Raw genomic sequence first — 16,436 nt, 5'->3', positions numbered from 1 at the left:
CGACGCGCGGGCTCGACCCCCCGTTGCACACCACACACCCAGTTCTCGCGCAGGTCTGGCGTGATGGCGCCCAGGGTGCACCGCTGGCCCTGAGCCCTCTGCGAGCCGGGGTCGCCCGTGTGAGGAATACCGCGGTCGCCGGCACCGCCGGTGCTGCACGCATGACCTCTTCGCTTGGTGGCTCGGGAGCCTCTTATGAAGGCGCTGGAGGGGGAGGCGGTGCTTTGGCGTTCGGCGCCCTCAATGTCCGGAAACAACGCCGGTGACTTCGAATTCGTCGAACTCCATCGCAAGGCGAGGCGACTCTTGCTCGACATCACCGAGCGGCTGGCCGAGAATCTGCACGATTTCGGGAAGCGCTAGCCCGGCGAACGCGGCTGCGGTCGGGGGCGACATCACTTCGGTGACGACTGCCTGTCGCAGCATCCGCAGGAACGATCTAGGGAATCGTTCGATCCCCGACGGCTCGACGCCTTGGACGTCGTCGCCATCGATCTCGTAGCCGAGCGATTGCGCCAACGACCTCGGGCGCACAGAGTTCCTGAGTTCGGCGTACGTGTCTTGCGTGATCGCATTGATCTGGCGAAGCCGCACCAGCGCCGTGGGCCATGACGCCTTGAAGTACCGCTGGATGTGGATGATGTCGACAGGGTCGAAGATGCGAGGCGGCAATCCGAGCTCTTCCACGAACCGTCGAACACCCGCGCTGGGCATCAGGAACTCGCCGGCGAACCCATCAGCGAAGCTCTCGCGCGGACCGGCACCATGGCACAAGACCCGGTTGGTCTCGTCGCTGTGGAACAGCGCATGCGCTAGCTCATGGGCGACCGCGAATCGCTGCCGACCCGGCGTCATGTCGAGATTCACCAAGATCGCGAAGCCCATCTCGGGGTGCTTGAGGAACGCCCCTGAGGGTGCTCGACGCAGATCGGCACCGAGTGGCGCACGGTAGATCGCGATGCCCAGCGACCCGCATATCGGGTCAAGATCCAAGATCGGGGCAGAGCCCAGGCCGAGGTGGGCGCGCACCTCCTCCGCCTTGCGGCGGATGTCGTCCTTCTGGGTGTACTTCTGCCGATGCACGAACGGGCTCTGGGTGAGGCCCCGGACGGGTTCGTTCAGGATTCCGGCCAACTCAGCGAATCGGTCCAGGAATTGGACGAACTCGCCGACACCCAGAGCAGCGACAGGATCGACCGCCTCGTCGGCGCGCAGCAGCATGCCGACCAAGCCGTCAGTCGCCGACTCGACGTCGCGATCCTCCAGTAGATCAACGGGTTCGATGCCGTAGAGCCGCGCCAATGCGCTCAGCTGGCAGTCGTTGGGGACGCGCGCACCGGTTTCCCAGTACGACACCATCACGCGGCTGACACCCAAAGCGGCCCCCACATCGTCTTGGGAATACCGCGCTCGCTTGCGAGAGCGAGTGAGAACCTCATGCAGCAGACTCACCTCATCGTCCCCCTCCAGCCGACCTTGTTACAGAATCCACCACAGAACAGAAAGAATCGTAACTACCTCTGCTTGTGCCCCCGTATCGCAATCGAGGCTTCGATCTACACAACGCTGAGCACAGGCCAAACCTGGCGTGGTAGCCGTCGACACCCAATGACGCCGCTCGTGTCGACGCCTCGCGCGACACAACTCTTCGGAGAATTCACTTCCTTGGGCGGACGAGCGTCCAATACAGTCGATGGCATGGCGAAGGCGACCGTGCGGCTCACCGATGAAGACCGTCAACTCCTCGAACGGCTCGCTCCGGAATTCGGTGGCAAGACGGCGACCGTGCGCGAGGCGCTGCAGCGACTTGCGGCCGAACACGACCGCAAGTCGGCCTTCGACGCCTTCCTGAAAGCGTGGGACGAGGAGGACGGCCCCCTCAGCAACGAGGAGATCTCCGCCGTGGCCCAGCGCTGTGGCCTGTGATTCTCGACGCCGGCTTCCCGACCTCTGTAGATCGTGGAGATCGCAGCTGGGGAACCCCGCGAGCAGGGCGTGCATCAACGCGTTGTCGGGCAGGTCGACGCCCAGAGCGTTTCGGGCGCCATGTGCCACTTCGTAGTAACCCTTGCTCGCCGGGCGTCGACATCGCGTCCGTTGCTGTTATGGACCGTGGGTGACCATGCCGTCCGCCCACAGCACGGAAGCGCGATAAAAGGCCACTGCGTGGGCGACCTCATGGTCACTGAATCGCTGGGACTGATACGGCTGATCAAACGGGTAGCGGTTGAATTCAATGAAGGGCTCTACGCCTCCGCCGACGCGGGTCCTGCCGATCTCCCTGAAGTCCGGGTCGGTTGCCAGCAGATGCCGGTTGATCTGATCCCGCTCGATCATGCCTGAGACAACCAGCCAAGCATGATCCTCACCATCGGGAGCCGTGAGCCGAACTTCCCAGACGTACCAGTCTTCGCTGTCTTCAGGCTCGGGGAGCGTCGCTCGGCTGGCCGACGACGATTGGAAACCGACCGGGGACTTGCTCGTCAGGGACCCGACCGGCCCGCGGTCGGCCGACTCGCCTCCCATTCGCGGGCAGCCTCGCGGGTGGTCCTGTGCCCGACTTGGCGGATGGTGCCCTCGCCGTATTCGCTGCGCAACTCGTTCTCGCGGCGGTTCAGGTCGTTCGTGATGCCACTGTGCTTGATCCGGCGGTCCGGGCCGACGAATTGATACTTGTAGGTGTCTCGATCGCTTGACATGTTCTTCCTCCCCACACTGGTGAAGCGCATCGTGCAAGACGCACTTCGGCCGACACATTCGATGGTAACGACCTGACCGTTTCGCGTCGTCGCTGTCCGAGTCCGGCGATCTCTGGCCCGGCGCGAACAGTTCGCACCGTTGACCCTCGCCGCAAGTCGTGAGCATCCAGACACAATAGATAACGAAAATACACGACAAAGAAAAGATTATTGCGAAACCCCGTCCTTGGGCTGTCGAACACGAACATCTGCCCGAGGACGACTTCCTTGCGCTTGCAAGCCTGCTCGTAGGCCTTGAAGTTGGCCGGGAACGCCTTCTTGAACTGCAGCGCAATGCCTTTGCCCATCACGCCGACCGTGTTGACGAGCGCACCACGCTGAGAATTCGCTTGACACGACAAATCATGTGGCTACGGTCGTGACATGAGCGAACTCGGGCCGCTGCTGGAGCGAGCGTGCGAGCTGAACAAGCTGTTCGCCGAACGCGGGGACAATGCGGTCATCCGCTACCTGAGGCTGCTCCCTGCTCATCCAGCGACCGACGAGCGTCTGCTCGACGTCGTCATCGAAATGCCCCCATATCGCCCCGCTCTTGTCTGGTCCCAGGAAATCCTCGAGCCGCTGTACACAGCCGTCGAATACTCACTCGGCGAGTTGATGCCGGTCAGCTGCCGATTCATGACGGCCGAAGACCTGAAGGATCCGATCCAGCGCGAAGGGGAGCCGGTACCAGTGCCCACCGAGATGGCGAGCGGTACGTCTCGACAATGATCGATCCGACGGAACTTGTCGCAGTCGCCAGGAACATGCTCGAGCCGCCTGGCGGCAATCCTTCCGAGGCGGCCGTTCGTCGATCGATGTCCACCTCGTACTACGCGCTCTTCTGGGCGCTCAACGCGGAGGTCGCGGCCCCGTTTCAGTCACGAGTTCACGCCGCCGCCCACCGCCTCGCGGAACACGGCGTCGCCGTCGACGCGTGCCGGCGTCTCGCTCGTCCCCACTCAACGGTGCCGTGGCTGACGGGTTCAGTGGTGTGCGATTCTGCGTTGCGAAGCTTCGCCCTTGCGTTCATCCAACTCCAGCAAGACCGTCTTCGAGCTGACTACGACACCAGTCAAGTGCTGATCGAAAGCGAAGCTCGAGCGAACCTGGACCGCGCCGAAAGCGCCCTTGATGCGTTGCGGGATGCTCGGCGCCGCGTGCCCGAACAGGTCCAAGCACTTTGCGTCGCAAGCATCGCTCGATCTCCGAGCCGTGTCATTCACAGCTAATCGAGTCGTGCCGACGACAGTTGTAGCCGTGGGTCCAGTGCCCGCGGTGGCTCCCCGGCCAGCGATAGCTGTCCCTGACCCGGTCCACCTCTCCGAAACGTCGCGTCCAAACACATGAGCCTTCGTCTTTTGTTGGGATTCGGGCTGCTGGGTTCGGCGGGGTTCATGTTAGGAGGAGTCCGCGGGCTTCGAAGTTGGCGTAGTTGGTGAAGCCGTGGGCTCGGCGTCGCAGGACTTGGAGCAGGTTGTTGGTGCGGTCGATTCGGCCGTTGGGGGGCCGCCCCGTTCGGTGCCAGTCGAGGATCTGGGCATGCCAGGCCAAGAAGGCGTCGACGGTGTCGCTGAACTCGGGGATCAGCCCGGTGGCGTAGATGTCGGCGAAGCGGTCGAGCGCTGCCATCGCGCCTTTGTGGTCGTCGGCGAGATAGAGGCCGTGCAGTTCGCCGAGCGCGTCCCGGGCTGGGTTGAGCCGTGGGTGGGCGGCGAACAGGACGTCAAGGCGGGCCTGGTCGGCGGCGTCGAGCTTGTCGGGTCTGCGCATCAGCAGGAATCTCGCCCGGAACACGTCGCGGTCGAAAGCGGGCTTGGAGCCTTCGGGGCGGCGCTGGACGTCTCGGCGGACCGCGGTGAGCCCTGCTTGGAACCATCTGATGACCCGGTACCGGTCCAGGACGTGGCGGGCGTGGCCGAGCCGCGCGTCGATCGCTGCTTTGTACGCCGCCGAGCCGTCGCAGACGACGACCTTCACGGCTTTGCACCATCGGGGCCCTTGGGCGGCCAGGAACGCGCTGAGCGCCTGGGCGTCGCGGTGGGGCACCATGGCGAGCACCTCGCCGGTGTCGCCGTTGACGATCACCGTCACGCAGCGGTGCCGCTTGCGGATCGAGGTCCCCTCCACCCCCAGCACCCGGCATCTTTGCCGGCGGCGGTGCTCGCCGACCAGCCCCGCCCATGCGACCACCAGCGCGTTCACCAGCTTCCAGCTCACCTGGTGGCGTTTGGCTGCCGCGTTGACCGTCATCGCACGGGCGTCTTTGACCAGCCGGCGCGCCAGACGCGCCGTGACGCGGCCCTCGAACCCCTGATGGCCCTCACTGAAACGGCTGCCGCACGGCTCGCACACCAGCCGCCGCCGCTCCCAGATCAGCGTCACCGGCCGCCCCGACACCTCCAAGTCGCGGATCTTGTTGTCCCCGCGGTCATGAACCTTCCCGCCCGGGGACCCCGCAATCGGGGCATCTGGGGCGGCGCACCGTCGAGCACACCCGCACCACCAGCTCCTCCGGCGCGTCGACGACGACCCCCTCCACTTTGATGCGCCACAGCCACAGCCGCACCGACATAACATCACTCGCCATCGAGGCCCTCCAGGGTTCGGCGTCTCCAAACACCGATCCCCCCAGGGCCTCGACCCCTACAAACGGACCCTCAACCCAACCTCATCCCAACAAAAGACGAAGGGCCACCAAATTTGGACGCGAGTACGGACTCAGCTTGGCGTTCGCTGAACTGATCGGTGCTGCTGTCCACCATCACGCACAAGTGCATACGACGAGTCGCAATGCCACCGACCGCCTTCGCACAGCGTGTGCGGCGGAGCGAATCACACTCACCGTCATCGAGACACGATCTGGCACCTGATCACACGCCACCAGTGGTCTCGAACACCAGGATGTCCGCATCCGGCCACTTCACTGTTCGCGGCCTACCAACTCTGAGCTCAAGAAACCCAGGCAACGCGGCGACACAGGCCCAATACAGTCGATGGCATGGCCAGGAGAACGGTGCGGCTCGACGATGAACACCGCCAACTCCTCGAACGACTCGCTCCGGCATTCGGCGGCACGACCGCCACGGTTCGCGAAGCGCTGCGTCGCCTCGCGGCTGATCAAGATCGCCGGGAGGCGCTCAGCGACTTTCTTGCGGAGTGGGCCCGAGAATGCGGACCGCCTGATGAGGCTGCTGTCGCGGCGATGGCCGAGCGCTACGGACTGTGATCCTCGACGCCGGCTTCTTGATCTCAGTGGTTCGGGGCGAGGATTCGGCACAGACCCTTCTCGCGACGCGCGGGCTCGACCCCTCGTTGCACACCACACACCCAGTTCTCGCGCAGGTCTGGCGTGATGGCACCCAGGGTGCACCGCTGGCCCTGAGCCCTCTGCGAGCCGGGGTCGCCCGTGTGAGGAATACCGCGGTCGCCGGCACTGCCGGTGCTGCATGCATGACCTCTTCGCTTGGTGGCTCGGGAGCCTCTTATGAAGGCGCTGGAGGGGGAGGCGGTGCTTTGGCGTTCGGCGCCCTCAATGTCCGGAAACAACGCCGGTGACTTCGAATTCGTCGAACTCCATCGCAAGGCGAGGCGACTCTTGCTCGACATCACCGAGCGGCTGGCCGAGAATCTGCACGATTTCGGGAAGCGCTAGCCCGGCGAACGCGGCTGCGGTCGGGGGCGACATCACTTCGGTGACGACTGCCTGTCGCAGCATCCGCAGGAACGATCTAGGGAATCGTTCGATCCCCGACGGCTCGACGCCTTGGACGTCGTCGCCATCGATTTCGTAGCCGAGCGATTGCGCCAACGACCTCGGGCGCACAGAGTTCCTGAGTTCGGCGTACGTGTCTTGCGTGATCGCATTGATCTGGCGAAGCCGCACCAGCGCTGTGGGCCATGACACGTTGAAGTAACGCTGAATGTGGATGACGTCCACGGGGTCGACGATGCGAGGCGGCAATCCGAGTTCCTCCGCGAACCGTCGAACACCCGCGCTGGGCATCAGGAACTCGCCAGCGAACCCATCAGCGAAGCTCTCCCGTGAACCGGCACCATGGCACAGGACCCGGTTCGTCTCGACGCTGTGGAACGACGCATGCGCCAGCTCGTGGGCGACCGCGAATCGCTGCCGACCCGGCGTCATGTCGAGATTCACCAAGATTCCGAAGCCCATCTCGGGGTGGTTGAGGAACGCCCCTGAGGGTGCTCGACGCAGATCGGCACCGAGTGGCGCGCGATAGATCGCGATGCCCAGCGCCCCGCATATCGGGTCAAGATCCAAGATCGGGGCAGAGCCCAGGCCGAGGTGGGCGCGCACCTCCTCCGCCTTGCGGCGGATGTCGTCCTTCTGGGTGTACTTCTGCCGATGCACGAACGGGCTCTGGGTGAGGCCCCGGATGGGTACGTTCAGGATTCCGGCCAACTCAGCGAATCGGTCCAGGAATCGGACGAACTCGCCGACACCCAGAGCAGCGACAGGATCGACCGCCTCGTCGGCGCGCAGCAGCATGCCGACCAAGCCGTCAGTCGCCGGTTCGACGTCGCGATCCTCCAGTAGATCAACGGGTTCGATGCCGTAGAGCCGCGCCAATGCGCTCAGCTGGCAGTCGTTGGGGACGCGCGCACCGGTTTCCCAGTACGACACCATCACGCGGCTGACACCCAAAGCGGCCCCCACATCGTCTTGGGAATACCGCGCTCGCGTGCCGACGCCTCGCACGACCAAGCGTTGCCAAGAATTCACTTCCTCGGATGGACAGGCGCCAAATACTGTGGACGGCGTGGCGAAGGCGACCGTACGGCCATCCTGGGTGGCGCTATTTCGCATGTTGGACCGCCACGGTGGCGCTACGTTGTCGCCATGGCGAGCATCCAGGTGAAGAGCGTGCCGAGTGACGTGCACCAGACGCTGCGGCAACGTGCGGTGGGGGCAGGCCAGTCGCTGCAGGAGTACTTGCTGCAGCTGCTCTGCGAGCAAGCGCGCACACCGACGCTCGCCGATGTGCTCGAGCGTGCTGGCGGACGAGCCGGCGGCAACATCGGGCGAGCTGAGGCGGTCGAGGCTGTGCGTGCCGATCGCGACTCGCGATGATCGTGGCCGATGCCAGCACAGTGGTACTTGCGCTCGGCGATGACGGATCTGACGGCGACGCAGCCCGGCAGCGGCTCAGCGGCGAACGCATTGTCGTACCCGAACTGCTCGACGTGGAAGTGGTGTCGGCGTGGCGCAAGCACGAAGCCGCCGGCCGAATCGATGCGAGACGCGCTGAGCTGGCCCGTCGAGATCTGTGGGACCTCCCGATCGAACGCATCTCGCATCGCAGCCTCATGGAGCGCTGCTGGGAATTGCGGGCGAACGTGACCATGTACGACGCCGTCTATGTCGCACTCGCCGAAGCGTTGGACGCGCCGCTCGTCACTGCCGATGCCAAGCTCGCCGGCGCCCCCGGCATCGACTGCAGCATCGAGCTGATCTAGGGCCATCGGACACAGGGGATCGCCGCGCCCGGTGACGGCCTGGCTGCAAGAATCCCGTTCGTGACAGATGGACCTAGGTGGCCGCACGGCGGTGCACGTCTCAACGAAGAAGCCGCCAGGCCGATGCGGCGCATTGGCGCCCGTCTCATGGAATCAGCGATTCTGGCTCTGTCCTACGTGTTCTGGTACATCGTGATCGCCTATGCGGTGTGGTGGCTCATCGCGCTGGCACGAGGGCAGACACCGGGCAAGCAGATCTTCGGACTGGTCGCCGTGAAATCCGACGGGACGCCGTTCGGCTGGGGCCGGATGTTCGTCCGGGAGGTCTTCAAGGAGATCTACTGGGCCTTCACCCTTGGGCTCGGCATCGTCATCGACCTCATACTCCTGGTGTTGAGCGACCAGCACCGCACCGTGGCCGACCGGGTCACGGGCAGCACCATCGTCCATGTCTCGACGCTGCAGTCGTAGACGACCCGGCTCTGCTCGTCCGGGCCCGACTGCTGACCCCAACATCATGGCTGTGACACCCCCTTCATACGTTGCGTCGCATGACTACAACCACACCTCAACTCGTTCCGATCATTCCCCGCTATGGCTCCGACAAGCGTCCGGCTCGGTTGGTCAACGGCGCAGACGATGCGGTGCATGCCTGCCTCGCCCAAGGCGAGCCACTCGAGTGGCCGGATCTGGTAGCTCGGGCGTGTGACGAGATGTTGGCGCGCTGCACGGGATCCCGCGTCACTGCTCGGCCAGGCGGCCGGCAGTCGCGCCCGGTGAAGCGCGCGGCCCGGTCACCGGACGGCGACCGTCGCATCTGCATGGCGGCGGAACTCCTAGGGACGCTCGTGACCCGGGTCGCCTCGTGCTCGGTGGTCGACGAACTCTGCCGAGCCGCGTTTCCGGGCTGGTGGGACGCCGCGCTCGACGACTATGCCGCCGACACTGGCGAGCCCGGGACACCTGATCCGGTCCTGTATGACCACGAGGTGCCTCTCGCCTCAATCAAGGCGTCGGAGGGGCCGTGGCCTGCCGGCCTCGATGTCGCTTGCCTCGAAGTGAGCAATTTCGCGCATCTCGTCGGTGCCGCCAGCTCGAATGGGCTCGCCCTCGCGCACACCGCGCCTGGCCCGGTGGTGTGGCCTCCGCCGGAGGATTCTCAGGCGGTGAGGACGACCCGACAAGAACTCCGCAAGACCCTCACCCAGACCACGACCAGCCAGCAGGAGCACACTGAGATGCTCTTCTCCTGCTTGAGCGCACGCGACGATCCGGACTCGCCAGATCCCATTCAAGCCGAGATCGACCAGGTGAACGCTTCGTTGCGGGAGTGGGACGAGAAGGTCCTGCCGGTCGCACGGCGTCTGGCTACCGCCACCTACGCCCAAGCCTGGGAATGGACCAGCTCTGACCCGCAACGATGGGACCCGGGTGTCATCGCGTACGCGTATGCCGAGGCGTACCTGTCGGTTTACGACCTTCGCCAAGTCACCGACATCTGCGACATGACGAGTGCTGCGTGCCGCAGCTACGCCTGGTGGTGGTGCCACGACCGCACACTCGACCTGTCCGGACTACGTGAGTTGGCAGTCTCGTGGTAATGCGGAACGTGTACCGGACGTCCGGCAAGAGAGCATCTACGTTGCACCCATGTCGAACGTCGAGGTAGCGGTTGTCGGAAGAGGTCTGATCGGCAGCGCTGCTGCGAGGCATCTGGCAGAGGCCGGGCGTTCTGTAGCGCTGATCGGACCGGGTGAGCCGGCGGACTACGCAACCTCGGAGGGTCCGTTCGCGAGCCACTACGACGAGGGCCGCATCACGCGGATGATTGATCCTGATCCCACCTGGTCCCAGCTTGCGATCCGGTCGATCGCCAGGTACGCGGACATCGAGGAACGCTCGGGTGTGCCGTTTCACACCGGTGCCGGACTCGTCTACGCCTCGGCTGAGCCGCGAGCGGATCTCGCTCTCGCGCTGGAACTCGACGTCGACGCGCGTGAGGTCACGGCGACGGAGGTCGCTGAGCGCTTCGGGATCGACATGTCGGGTGCGGAGACGATCATTCTCGAGTCCTCACCGGCCGGCCACATCAACCCGCGACGCATGATCGTCGCCCAGAATCAGCTGGCGAATGCAGCGGGCGGCGTGATCGTGGACGCGCCTGTCTCGGCGGCAGCACCGACACGCAGTGGCGTGCAGCTGACCGTCGGGAACGACACGATGCTCGCCGACAAGGTCCTCTTGTGCACAGGGGCGTGGGCAGCTGAACTCGTCGCGGTCGACCTTCCGCTCGAACGCACACTCCGAACGATCCTGCTCGCCGAGCTCGCCGACGGCCCGCCGCTTCCGAGCCTCATCTCTCGGGCCGAGACCGATTCCAACCGCGACGTCTACTGGGTGCCCCCGGTTCAATTCCCGGACGGGCGAACCATGTTGAAGATCGGCGGCTACGACCGCTCCGTCGGGCGCGCCACCAACCCCGCCGACATCGTGGACTGGTTCCGCAGCGGCGGCAGCCCCACCGAGGCCGACGGACTCGAAGACCGGCTGAGAGCGCTCCTGCCCGACCGCACGATCCGTTCCCGAGACGTGAAGCCCTGCGTGGTCACGGACACCCCGCACGGTCTCCCGTGGATCGACTGGATCGACGATCGCGTCGCAGTAGCGATCGGCGGGTGCGGTTCGGCGGCGAAGTCAGCCGATGAGATCGGGCGACTGGCTGGGACACTGTTCAGCGACGAAGGCTGGAACGACCCGGTACTCAAGCTCGCGACATTCACGCCGTCGAACACTGGTTGACGCGAACGCCTAGGTCAGCAGCACCGCTAGCGTCACGCTGTGCCAGAACCTGAGACTGCAAGCGTTGACCGGCCCGACACGGCCGGCCGAAGTGGCCCTCCTGTCGCCTACACGGAGGGTGCGGCCCGGTACTACGGGAGTGGCGCGGCCGAGGTACGGGCCCTCGACGGTGTGGACGTGGCCTTCGGTGCCGGAGAGTTCACGGCCATCATGGGGCCGTCGGGGTCCGGCAAGTCCACCCTGATGCACTGCATGGCCGGACTGGACACGGTCACCTCCGGCAAGGTCTTCATCGACGGCGACGACGTGACTGCAATGTCCGACCGCGAGCGCACCATGTTGCGGCGCGACAAGCTCGGCTTCGTGTTCCAGGCGTTCAACCTGGTGCCCACGCTCAGTGCCCGCGAGAACATCGTGTTGCCCCAGCGTCTCGCAGGCAACGATCCCGACGAGGCGTGGCTCGACGAGGTCGTGGCCACCGTCGGCCTCGGCAACCGCCTCAGCCACAGGCCCAACGAGCTCTCCGGCGGCCAGCAGCAACGTGTAGCCGTGTCTCGGGCGCTGGTGTCGAAACCGAAGATGGTGTTCGCCGACGAGCCCACCGGCAACCTCGACAGCACTACCAGCGACGAGATCCTCGCGTTCATGCGCCGAGCGGTCGACGATCTCGCCCAGACCATCGTGATGGTTACCCACGACCCCTCCGCGGCGGCCTACGCGCACCGCGTGGTCTTCCTGGTCGACGGCAAGATCGTCAACGAGATGGCGGACCCCACCAGCGACGCGGTCCTCGATCACATGAAGACGCTGGGGAACTGATCGCAGATGCTCACCATCGCACTGCGGGGGATCGCCAACAATCCCTTCCGCTATGCCGCCACGGCATTGGCCATCGTGCTGGGAATCGGCTTCTTCACCGCCACTTCTGTGATGACCACTTCCTTTGAGGACTCCCTCAACAGCACGATCGCGGAGGCCTTCGAGGACGTCGACGCCGCTGTGCGCTCGGCCAACATCATCGAGACGCCCTTCATCGACATACGTGAGCGCATCCCGCCGTCGGTCGCCGACCAGGTTGCCGTCGTCGAGGGTGTGGAATGGGCCTATCCCTTCCTGGCGGGCTACGCGCAGGTGGTCGCGGCCGATGGTAGGACCGTCGGGGGAGCCGACGCCAACGCACAGGCGGTCGCCTGGATCGACGATCCCGCTGCCAGCCCGCTGACGGTGGTGGAGGGGCGCGCCCCCACCGCCGTCGACGAGGTGGCGATCGACGTGGACACGTTCGACGAGGGCGGCTTCGCGCTGGGCGACTCCGTGCGGGTGCTGCCGCTGCCGCCGCAGCAGCGGTTCACCGTCGTGGGAACCATCGACGACGGGGGCACCTTCGGCGGCCAAGTCCTCACATTCAGCTACGAAGGAGCGGCCACCGTGTTCGGCGACGACTCTGTGGACCAGGTCTTCGTCGGAACTGCCGCCGGCATCTCGCCCGATCAGCTCGTGCAGCGGCTGAACGAGCGCCTCGGCGCCGGCCTGGAGGCAGTCACCGGCGACACCCTCACCGCAGAGTTCCAAGAGCTCGTTGGATCGTTCACCAACATCATCGAGATCGCGTTGCAGGTCTTCGCCGGCGTCGCGCTGTTCGTCGGCGCTTTCGTGATCTACAACACCTTCAGCATCACCGTGGCCCAGCGCACCCGCGACATGGCCCTGCTGCGAGCTATCGGCGCCTCGGGCCGGCAAGTCACCGTCAGCGTGATGGCAGAGTCCGCCGCCATCGGGGTGGTCGCTTCCGCCGCGGGCGCGGCCGCCGGCATCGGAATCGGCTGGGGGCTCCTTGCGCTGCTCGGATCCTTCCTCGGCGACCTCGACCTAGGCCTTTCGATCCCCCCGGGAGCGCTGATCAACGGAGTGTTGCTCGGCACGCTGATCACCGTGGCGGCCGCGTACTTCCCGGCCCGCCGCGGCGCCAAGGTGGACCCCATCGAGGCGCTGCGCGAAAGTGCCGCGGAGACGGGCCGGCCCGTCCGGGGCCGGACGTACGCAGGCCTGGCCGTGCTGGGCGCCGGCATCGCGGCCACGATCTGGTCCTCGGTTGCGGGTGAGGAACGCCTCCTGGCCGCGAGCCTGCCGCTGGTGGTAATCGCCGTGGTCCTGCTCGGGCCGACGATCGTTCGGCCTCTCAGTCGGCTGCTCGCAGCGCCCGCAGTGCGCAGGGGCTCGATAACCGGGGAACTGGCTCGCGAGAACGCCTCTCGCAACCCGAAGCGCAGCGCAACCACGTCGTTGACGCTGATGATCGGCGTGGCCCTGGTGGTCACTGCCACCGTGTTCGCGGCCACGCTGAGCGAGCTGGTCGCCGGCGACCTCGAAGACGAGATGCTGGCCGACAGTGTGGTGACCATCAGCGACGCCGTGGCGGGTGCAGGCGGCGGAATGGACCCAGCGATCGCCGATGCCATTGCGGCCCTCGACGGTGTGGAGGCTGCCGTGGGAACCCGCACGGCCTTCGCCCAGATCGGCGACGGCTTCGAAACGGTCACCGGCGCCGACACCGCGCAGATCGCCGCGGTGGCCGACCTCGGTGTCATCGACGGCAGAGTCTCCGGCCTGGGCGCAACCGAAGTGGCGATACGCGAGCCCGCCGCCGACAGCGCGGGCCTAGCGGTCGGCGACACCGTCACCGTGCGCTTCCAGCAAGGCGCAGCCACGTTCACCGTGGCCGGGATCTATGACCAAGGCTACCAACTCACGAACGACTGGCTCGTCGACAACTCTGCGCTCGACGCCAACGTGAGCCGCAGCCTCGATGCGCGGATCCTGGTGCGAGCCGACGGTGCCAGCGAGGCGCTCCTGGCTGACATCGACACAGCCCTGGCCAGCGATCCGACGGCCCGCATCAGAAGCCGGGACGACTTCATCGACGACCAGGCGGGCCAGATCACCAGTTTGCTGACCCTGCTCTACGCGCTGTTGGGCATGTCGGTGGTGGTGGCCCTCATCGGCATTGTCAACACCATGTCGCTGTCGATCTACGAGCGCACCCGCGAGCTCGGACTGCTGAGAGCCGTGGGGATGACCAGCCGCCAGCTACGGCGCACCGTGCGTTACGAAGCAGCCATAATCGCCCTCATCGGGACGTTCGCCGGCCTGATTCTGGGCCTGTTCTTCGGATGGGCCGCATTCGATGCCCTCGGCCTCGCCTACTCCGACTTCGCCATCCCATGGGCGGCGCTGGTCGCCATCAGCGTCGCAGGCCTGGTTGCCGGTCTGGTCTCGGGCGTCCTGCCCGCACGCCGGGCCGGACGATTGGAAGTACTCGACGCCATCGCTTCGCAGTGACGCTGCGCTGACAGACCCGAAGGCTGGAGCGACCCGGTACTCAAGCTCGCGACATTCACGCCTTTAGAAAACGATGCCGCGTTGACGGTAAATGGTACCTACGGTCGCCGGTGTGAGTGAGATTCGAGCGGATCCAGCCGAACTCACTCGAATGCCGTCTAAAGGCTCCCCAATAGAAAGGCTTGAGGTGTTGCTCAATGCGTCGCGCATGTACGACAATTCGTCCATGGAGGAAGTGACTTGGCGGAAACTGCGCAACCAGACACGTGGGTTTCTGGATCGCGTGGCCGGCGGCGAGTCGATCTGCATCACCACGCATGGTCGCCCGGTTGCTCGACGCCGAGGTGGGTCTTGACGGTGTCGCTCTCGAACCAGCAGCCGCCGCGGGCTTCAAGGTGCGGAGGCTTGGGCACCCGCGGCAAACCAAGCAGGCCTTCGTAGAACGCCTGCGCTGCGTCCTCGCCGCCGGGCGGCATCGCCAGCTGGACGTGATCGATGGCGACGATCTTCATTCGGCTGCCGTCCGATTCAGCCTGTTGAGGTTGATCAGGATCCACAGCTGACGAGTCGACCCGCTCAACCGTCGCCGGTAGCCGCACGCGTTGTCGCCATCGGCGTCTCGGACAATCTTGCGCGCTCCGCCGGAACAAAAAGATGGATATTGACATCACTGCCCAACGTCGCGAGGCGTTCCTCGATCAACGGCCGGACATCGCTCCAGCTCAGCCCACCGTTTCCGCAGCCCAATGGCGGCATCGCCAGCGACCTCAACCGCAGTCGTTCTATCCACTCTCGGAGATCCTCGAGGCCCCCGACGATGTCCCCGATCCTCGACGGGTTTCGCCAGTGGCGTTCCGTTGTCTCGCCCGTGCAGTTGTCGAACACGAACATCATTCCGGGTTTGACTTGATGGGCGTCACACGCACGCTTGTAGGCCCGGAAGTTCTGCGGGTACGCATGCTTGAACTCAAGCGCAATGCCCTTGCCCATTACACCCACCGTGTTCATGGTATTGACAAGCGCGTCTACGTCGGCGTCGAGCAGATTTCCTGTCGCGTCGATGAATTGGGGCATCAGAAATGCCACTCCTGGCGGACGCCGACAAATGTCTCGACGCCAACCGTAGCCAGCGCTTGTGACGCTTCCAGGCTGCGCGCCTGCGATCTAGTGGCGACGCCAAGGAACGCAGTCCAAGGCACCAGGCGGTAGACGAGCATTTCCGACGTAGAGGCTGTAGAGCATTTGCGGGTGTGCCGGGGGCGCGGTGCACATCGGTCATGCTTCAAGCCTGCATACCGGGGCGACCGATCGGCATGAAGGAGCAACCGTGAGCAGTGTCGTGGTGACGGGGGCGAGCTCGGGGATCGGCGAGGCGATCGCGCGGCGATTCCTGGCTGACGGTTGGTCGGTGCTGACGGGGAGCCGGAGCACGCCCGATCTCGACAACGCCGAGTGGCTGCGCACCGATGTCGCGCACCCTGCCCAGGCTGACGCGCTAGTGGCCGCAGCCGTCGAGCAGTTCGGGTCGCTGGACGCGGTGGTCAACAACGCCGGCGTGCAGGTCGACAAGACCGTTGCGGACACCACCGACGAGGAGTTCGATCACGTCATGGACGTCAACGTGCGGGGCGTGTTCAATATGTGCCGGGCCGGCGTGCGTCAGATGGCCGGCCAGCCCGGCGGCGGCGTGATCATCAACATCGCCTCGGTGGCGGCAACTCATGCCGACGCCGGAATGGCCGTCTACAACGCCTCGAAGGGTGCCGTCGAAGCCCTCACCCGTGCCATTGCCGTCGACCACGGACATCAGGGCGTCCGCTGCGTCGCGGTCAGCCCTGGCTGGATCGCCACAGCACTGGCCGACGCCGTGTTCGACCTGCAGGCCGATCCCGCAGCCGCCCGTTCCGAGGCCATCGGCCGCCATCCTGTCGGTCGGCTCGGCACCCCGGACGACGTCGCCGAGGTCGTCGCCTGGCTGGCGGGGCCAGCGGCCGGCTTCATCTCAGGCAGCGTGTTTACTGTGGACGGCGGCCTCACTGCACAGAGCCCCATCGGATGAGGTCCGAACGGCAGAGACGT

General features: G+C 65.5%; 22 protein-coding genes and 1 pseudogene. 13 read left to right on the top strand and 10 right to left on the bottom strand.

Annotated features, from left to right (window positions below):
- Nucleotides 1-240 precede the first annotated feature (240 nt).
- On the bottom strand, nucleotides 241-1,452 hold the full coding sequence (locus tag ACQY5K_RS14500) for a helix-turn-helix domain-containing protein (protein WP_428116564.1): 1,212 nt from the start codon (nucleotides 1,450-1,452) through the stop codon (nucleotides 241-243).
- Between the two features lie 246 nt (nucleotides 1,453-1,698).
- Here ACQY5K_RS14500 and ACQY5K_RS14495 point away from each other — a divergent pair, with 246 nt between their 5' ends.
- A complete protein-coding gene (locus ACQY5K_RS14495) occupies nucleotides 1,699-1,926 on the top strand; it encodes a hypothetical protein (protein WP_428116561.1) in 228 nt (75 codons plus the stop codon).
- A 177-nt stretch (nucleotides 1,927-2,103) separates the two neighbouring features.
- Here ACQY5K_RS14495 and ACQY5K_RS14490 read toward each other — a convergent pair whose 3' ends face one another.
- The 3 genes and pseudogenes from ACQY5K_RS14490 to ACQY5K_RS14480 all read right to left on the bottom strand — a co-directional run.
- Nucleotides 2,104-2,526, bottom strand: coding sequence for a hypothetical protein (locus ACQY5K_RS14490; protein WP_428116559.1), 423 nt, complete (start codon nucleotides 2,524-2,526; stop codon nucleotides 2,104-2,106).
- The gene (locus ACQY5K_RS14485) at nucleotides 2,484-2,699 is read right to left on the bottom strand and encodes a hypothetical protein (protein ID WP_420445215.1); all 216 of its coding nucleotides are present in this window, start codon (nucleotides 2,697-2,699) and stop codon (nucleotides 2,484-2,486) included. The genes ACQY5K_RS14490 and ACQY5K_RS14485 overlap by 43 nt, the downstream gene beginning before the upstream one ends.
- A gap of 230 nt (nucleotides 2,700-2,929) precedes the next feature.
- Nucleotides 2,930-3,100, bottom strand: a pseudogene (locus tag ACQY5K_RS14480) (macro domain-containing protein); the annotation flags it as partial.
- 22 nt (nucleotides 3,101-3,122) lie between these two features.
- Between ACQY5K_RS14480 and ACQY5K_RS14475 the strand changes: the two are divergent.
- Both ACQY5K_RS14475 and ACQY5K_RS14470 read left to right on the top strand, forming a co-directional pair.
- On the top strand, nucleotides 3,123-3,470 hold the full coding sequence (locus tag ACQY5K_RS14475) for a hypothetical protein (protein WP_420445205.1): 348 nt from the start codon (nucleotides 3,123-3,125) through the stop codon (nucleotides 3,468-3,470).
- Nucleotides 3,467-3,970, top strand: a complete 504-nt coding sequence (locus ACQY5K_RS14470; protein WP_420445206.1) for a hypothetical protein — start codon at nucleotides 3,467-3,469, stop codon at nucleotides 3,968-3,970. The genes ACQY5K_RS14475 and ACQY5K_RS14470 overlap by 4 nt, the downstream gene beginning before the upstream one ends.
- Nucleotides 3,971-4,133: 163 nt before the next feature.
- Here the strand turns inward: ACQY5K_RS14470 and ACQY5K_RS14465 are convergent, their stop codons facing one another.
- A complete protein-coding gene (locus ACQY5K_RS14465) occupies nucleotides 4,134-5,153 on the bottom strand; it encodes an ISL3 family transposase (RefSeq protein ID WP_428122712.1) in 1,020 nt (339 codons plus the stop codon).
- Between the two features lie 16 nt (nucleotides 5,154-5,169).
- Nucleotides 5,170-5,328, bottom strand: coding sequence for a hypothetical protein (locus ACQY5K_RS14460; protein ID WP_428122860.1), 159 nt, complete (start codon nucleotides 5,326-5,328; stop codon nucleotides 5,170-5,172).
- 411 nt (nucleotides 5,329-5,739) lie between these two features.
- Between ACQY5K_RS14460 and ACQY5K_RS14455 the strand changes: the two genes are divergently transcribed.
- Complete coding sequence (locus ACQY5K_RS14455) at nucleotides 5,740-5,967, top strand: hypothetical protein (RefSeq protein WP_428116556.1); 228 nt, start codon at nucleotides 5,740-5,742, stop codon at nucleotides 5,965-5,967.
- A 303-nt stretch (nucleotides 5,968-6,270) separates the two neighbouring features.
- Here the strand turns inward: ACQY5K_RS14455 and ACQY5K_RS14450 are convergent, their stop codons facing one another.
- On the bottom strand, nucleotides 6,271-7,461 hold the full coding sequence (locus ACQY5K_RS14450) for a helix-turn-helix domain-containing protein (protein WP_428116554.1): 1,191 nt from the start codon (nucleotides 7,459-7,461) through the stop codon (nucleotides 6,271-6,273).
- Between the two features lie 141 nt (nucleotides 7,462-7,602).
- Between ACQY5K_RS14450 and ACQY5K_RS14445 the strand changes: the two genes are divergently transcribed.
- The 8 genes from ACQY5K_RS14445 (at nucleotide 7,603) to ACQY5K_RS14410 (ending at nucleotide 14,712) form a co-directional block, all read left to right on the top strand.
- Nucleotides 7,603-7,833: a FitA-like ribbon-helix-helix domain-containing protein gene (locus ACQY5K_RS14445; protein ID WP_428116552.1), complete on the top strand. Its 231-nt coding sequence runs from the start codon at nucleotides 7,603-7,605 to the stop codon at nucleotides 7,831-7,833.
- A complete protein-coding gene (locus tag ACQY5K_RS14440; RefSeq protein WP_428116550.1) occupies nucleotides 7,830-8,219 on the top strand; it encodes a type II toxin-antitoxin system VapC family toxin in 390 nt (129 codons plus the stop codon). Before ACQY5K_RS14445 ends, ACQY5K_RS14440 begins: the two co-directional genes overlap by 4 nt.
- Nucleotides 8,220-8,279: 60 nt before the next feature.
- Nucleotides 8,280-8,690, top strand: coding sequence for an RDD family protein (locus ACQY5K_RS14435; protein ID WP_428116548.1), 411 nt, complete (start codon nucleotides 8,280-8,282; stop codon nucleotides 8,688-8,690).
- An 80-nt stretch (nucleotides 8,691-8,770) separates the two neighbouring features.
- Nucleotides 8,771-9,820 carry a hypothetical protein gene (locus ACQY5K_RS14430; protein ID WP_428116546.1) on the top strand — a complete coding sequence of 350 codons (1,050 nt, stop codon included), beginning with the start codon at nucleotides 8,771-8,773 and terminating at the stop codon, nucleotides 9,818-9,820.
- Nucleotides 9,821-9,869: 49 nt separating this feature from the next.
- Complete coding sequence (locus ACQY5K_RS14425; RefSeq protein WP_428116544.1) at nucleotides 9,870-11,018, top strand: NAD(P)/FAD-dependent oxidoreductase; 1,149 nt, start codon at nucleotides 9,870-9,872, stop codon at nucleotides 11,016-11,018.
- Nucleotides 11,019-11,057: 39 nt separating this feature from the next.
- A complete protein-coding gene (locus tag ACQY5K_RS14420; protein ID WP_428116542.1) occupies nucleotides 11,058-11,837 on the top strand; it encodes an ABC transporter ATP-binding protein in 780 nt (259 codons plus the stop codon).
- Between the two features lie 6 nt (nucleotides 11,838-11,843).
- Nucleotides 11,844-14,357, top strand: coding sequence for an ABC transporter permease (locus tag ACQY5K_RS14415; RefSeq protein WP_428116540.1), 2,514 nt, complete (start codon nucleotides 11,844-11,846; stop codon nucleotides 14,355-14,357).
- A 91-nt stretch (nucleotides 14,358-14,448) separates the two neighbouring features.
- Nucleotides 14,449-14,712, top strand: a complete 264-nt coding sequence (locus ACQY5K_RS14410) for a type II toxin-antitoxin system Phd/YefM family antitoxin (protein ID WP_428116537.1) — start codon at nucleotides 14,449-14,451, stop codon at nucleotides 14,710-14,712.
- On the opposite strand, the gene ACQY5K_RS14405 is transcribed toward ACQY5K_RS14410, so the two are convergent.
- The 3 genes from ACQY5K_RS14405 to ACQY5K_RS14395 all read right to left on the bottom strand — a co-directional run bounded on the left by ACQY5K_RS14405 (nucleotide 14,666) and on the right by ACQY5K_RS14395 (nucleotide 15,643).
- Nucleotides 14,666-14,869 carry a hypothetical protein gene (locus ACQY5K_RS14405; RefSeq protein WP_428116534.1) on the bottom strand — a complete coding sequence of 68 codons (204 nt, stop codon included), beginning with the start codon at nucleotides 14,867-14,869 and terminating at the stop codon, nucleotides 14,666-14,668. The two genes, ACQY5K_RS14410 and ACQY5K_RS14405, sit on opposite strands and share 47 nt — an antisense overlap.
- A gap of 64 nt (nucleotides 14,870-14,933) precedes the next feature.
- Entirely contained in the window at nucleotides 14,934-15,431 is a 498-nt protein-coding gene (locus ACQY5K_RS14400) for a macro domain-containing protein (RefSeq protein WP_428116531.1), read from the bottom strand.
- Nucleotides 15,431-15,643 (bottom strand): DarT ssDNA thymidine ADP-ribosyltransferase family protein, encoded by a 213-nt coding sequence (locus ACQY5K_RS14395; RefSeq protein ID WP_428116529.1) that lies wholly within the window; start codon nucleotides 15,641-15,643, stop codon nucleotides 15,431-15,433. Before ACQY5K_RS14395 ends, ACQY5K_RS14400 begins: the two co-directional genes overlap by 1 nt.
- A gap of 41 nt (nucleotides 15,644-15,684) precedes the next feature.
- Here ACQY5K_RS14395 and ACQY5K_RS14390 point away from each other — a divergent pair, with 41 nt between their 5' ends.
- Complete coding sequence (locus ACQY5K_RS14390; protein WP_428116527.1) at nucleotides 15,685-16,416, top strand: SDR family NAD(P)-dependent oxidoreductase; 732 nt, start codon at nucleotides 15,685-15,687, stop codon at nucleotides 16,414-16,416.
- The last annotated feature ends 20 nt before the right edge of the window (nucleotides 16,417-16,436 follow it).

The sequence above is a fragment of the Candidatus Poriferisodalis sp. genome (assembly GCF_965262965.1).
In the GTDB taxonomy this organism is placed as follows: domain Bacteria; phylum Actinomycetota; class Acidimicrobiia; order Acidimicrobiales; family Poriferisodalaceae; genus Poriferisodalis.
Note: the sequence above shows the minus strand (reverse complement) of the source record. Positions and strands in the feature narration are given on the sequence as shown.

What these genes read in the sequence shown, in the direction of transcription:
- ACQY5K_RS14470 (WP_420445206.1), top strand. Translation starts at nt 3,467, where the DNA reads ATGATCGATCCGACGGAACTTGTCGCAGTCGCCAGGAACATGCTCGAG.
- ACQY5K_RS14490 (WP_428116559.1), bottom strand. Translation starts at nt 2,526, where the DNA reads ATGGGAGGCGAGTCGGCCGACCGCGGGCCGGTCGGGTCCCTGACGAGC.
- ACQY5K_RS14400 (WP_428116531.1), bottom strand. Translation starts at nt 15,431, where the DNA reads ATGCCCCAATTCATCGACGCGACAGGAAATCTGCTCGACGCCGACGTA.
- ACQY5K_RS14460 (WP_428122860.1), bottom strand. Translation starts at nt 5,328, where the DNA reads ATGGCGAGTGATGTTATGTCGGTGCGGCTGTGGCTGTGGCGCATCAAA.
- ACQY5K_RS14455 (WP_428116556.1), top strand. Translation starts at nt 5,740, where the DNA reads ATGGCCAGGAGAACGGTGCGGCTCGACGATGAACACCGCCAACTCCTC.
- ACQY5K_RS14495 (WP_428116561.1), top strand. Translation starts at nt 1,699, where the DNA reads ATGGCGAAGGCGACCGTGCGGCTCACCGATGAAGACCGTCAACTCCTC.
- ACQY5K_RS14445 (WP_428116552.1), top strand. Translation starts at nt 7,603, where the DNA reads ATGGCGAGCATCCAGGTGAAGAGCGTGCCGAGTGACGTGCACCAGACG.
- ACQY5K_RS14430 (WP_428116546.1), top strand. Translation starts at nt 8,771, where the DNA reads ATGACTACAACCACACCTCAACTCGTTCCGATCATTCCCCGCTATGGC.
- ACQY5K_RS14440 (WP_428116550.1), top strand. Translation starts at nt 7,830, where the DNA reads ATGATCGTGGCCGATGCCAGCACAGTGGTACTTGCGCTCGGCGATGAC.
- ACQY5K_RS14475 (WP_420445205.1), top strand. Translation starts at nt 3,123, where the DNA reads ATGAGCGAACTCGGGCCGCTGCTGGAGCGAGCGTGCGAGCTGAACAAG.
- ACQY5K_RS14415 (WP_428116540.1), top strand. Translation starts at nt 11,844, where the DNA reads ATGCTCACCATCGCACTGCGGGGGATCGCCAACAATCCCTTCCGCTAT.
- ACQY5K_RS14485 (WP_420445215.1), bottom strand. Translation starts at nt 2,699, where the DNA reads ATGTCAAGCGATCGAGACACCTACAAGTATCAATTCGTCGGCCCGGAC.
- ACQY5K_RS14425 (WP_428116544.1), top strand. Translation starts at nt 9,870, where the DNA reads ATGTCGAACGTCGAGGTAGCGGTTGTCGGAAGAGGTCTGATCGGCAGC.
- ACQY5K_RS14405 (WP_428116534.1), bottom strand. Translation starts at nt 14,869, where the DNA reads ATGAAGATCGTCGCCATCGATCACGTCCAGCTGGCGATGCCGCCCGGC.
- ACQY5K_RS14410 (WP_428116537.1), top strand. Translation starts at nt 14,449, where the DNA reads ATGGTACCTACGGTCGCCGGTGTGAGTGAGATTCGAGCGGATCCAGCC.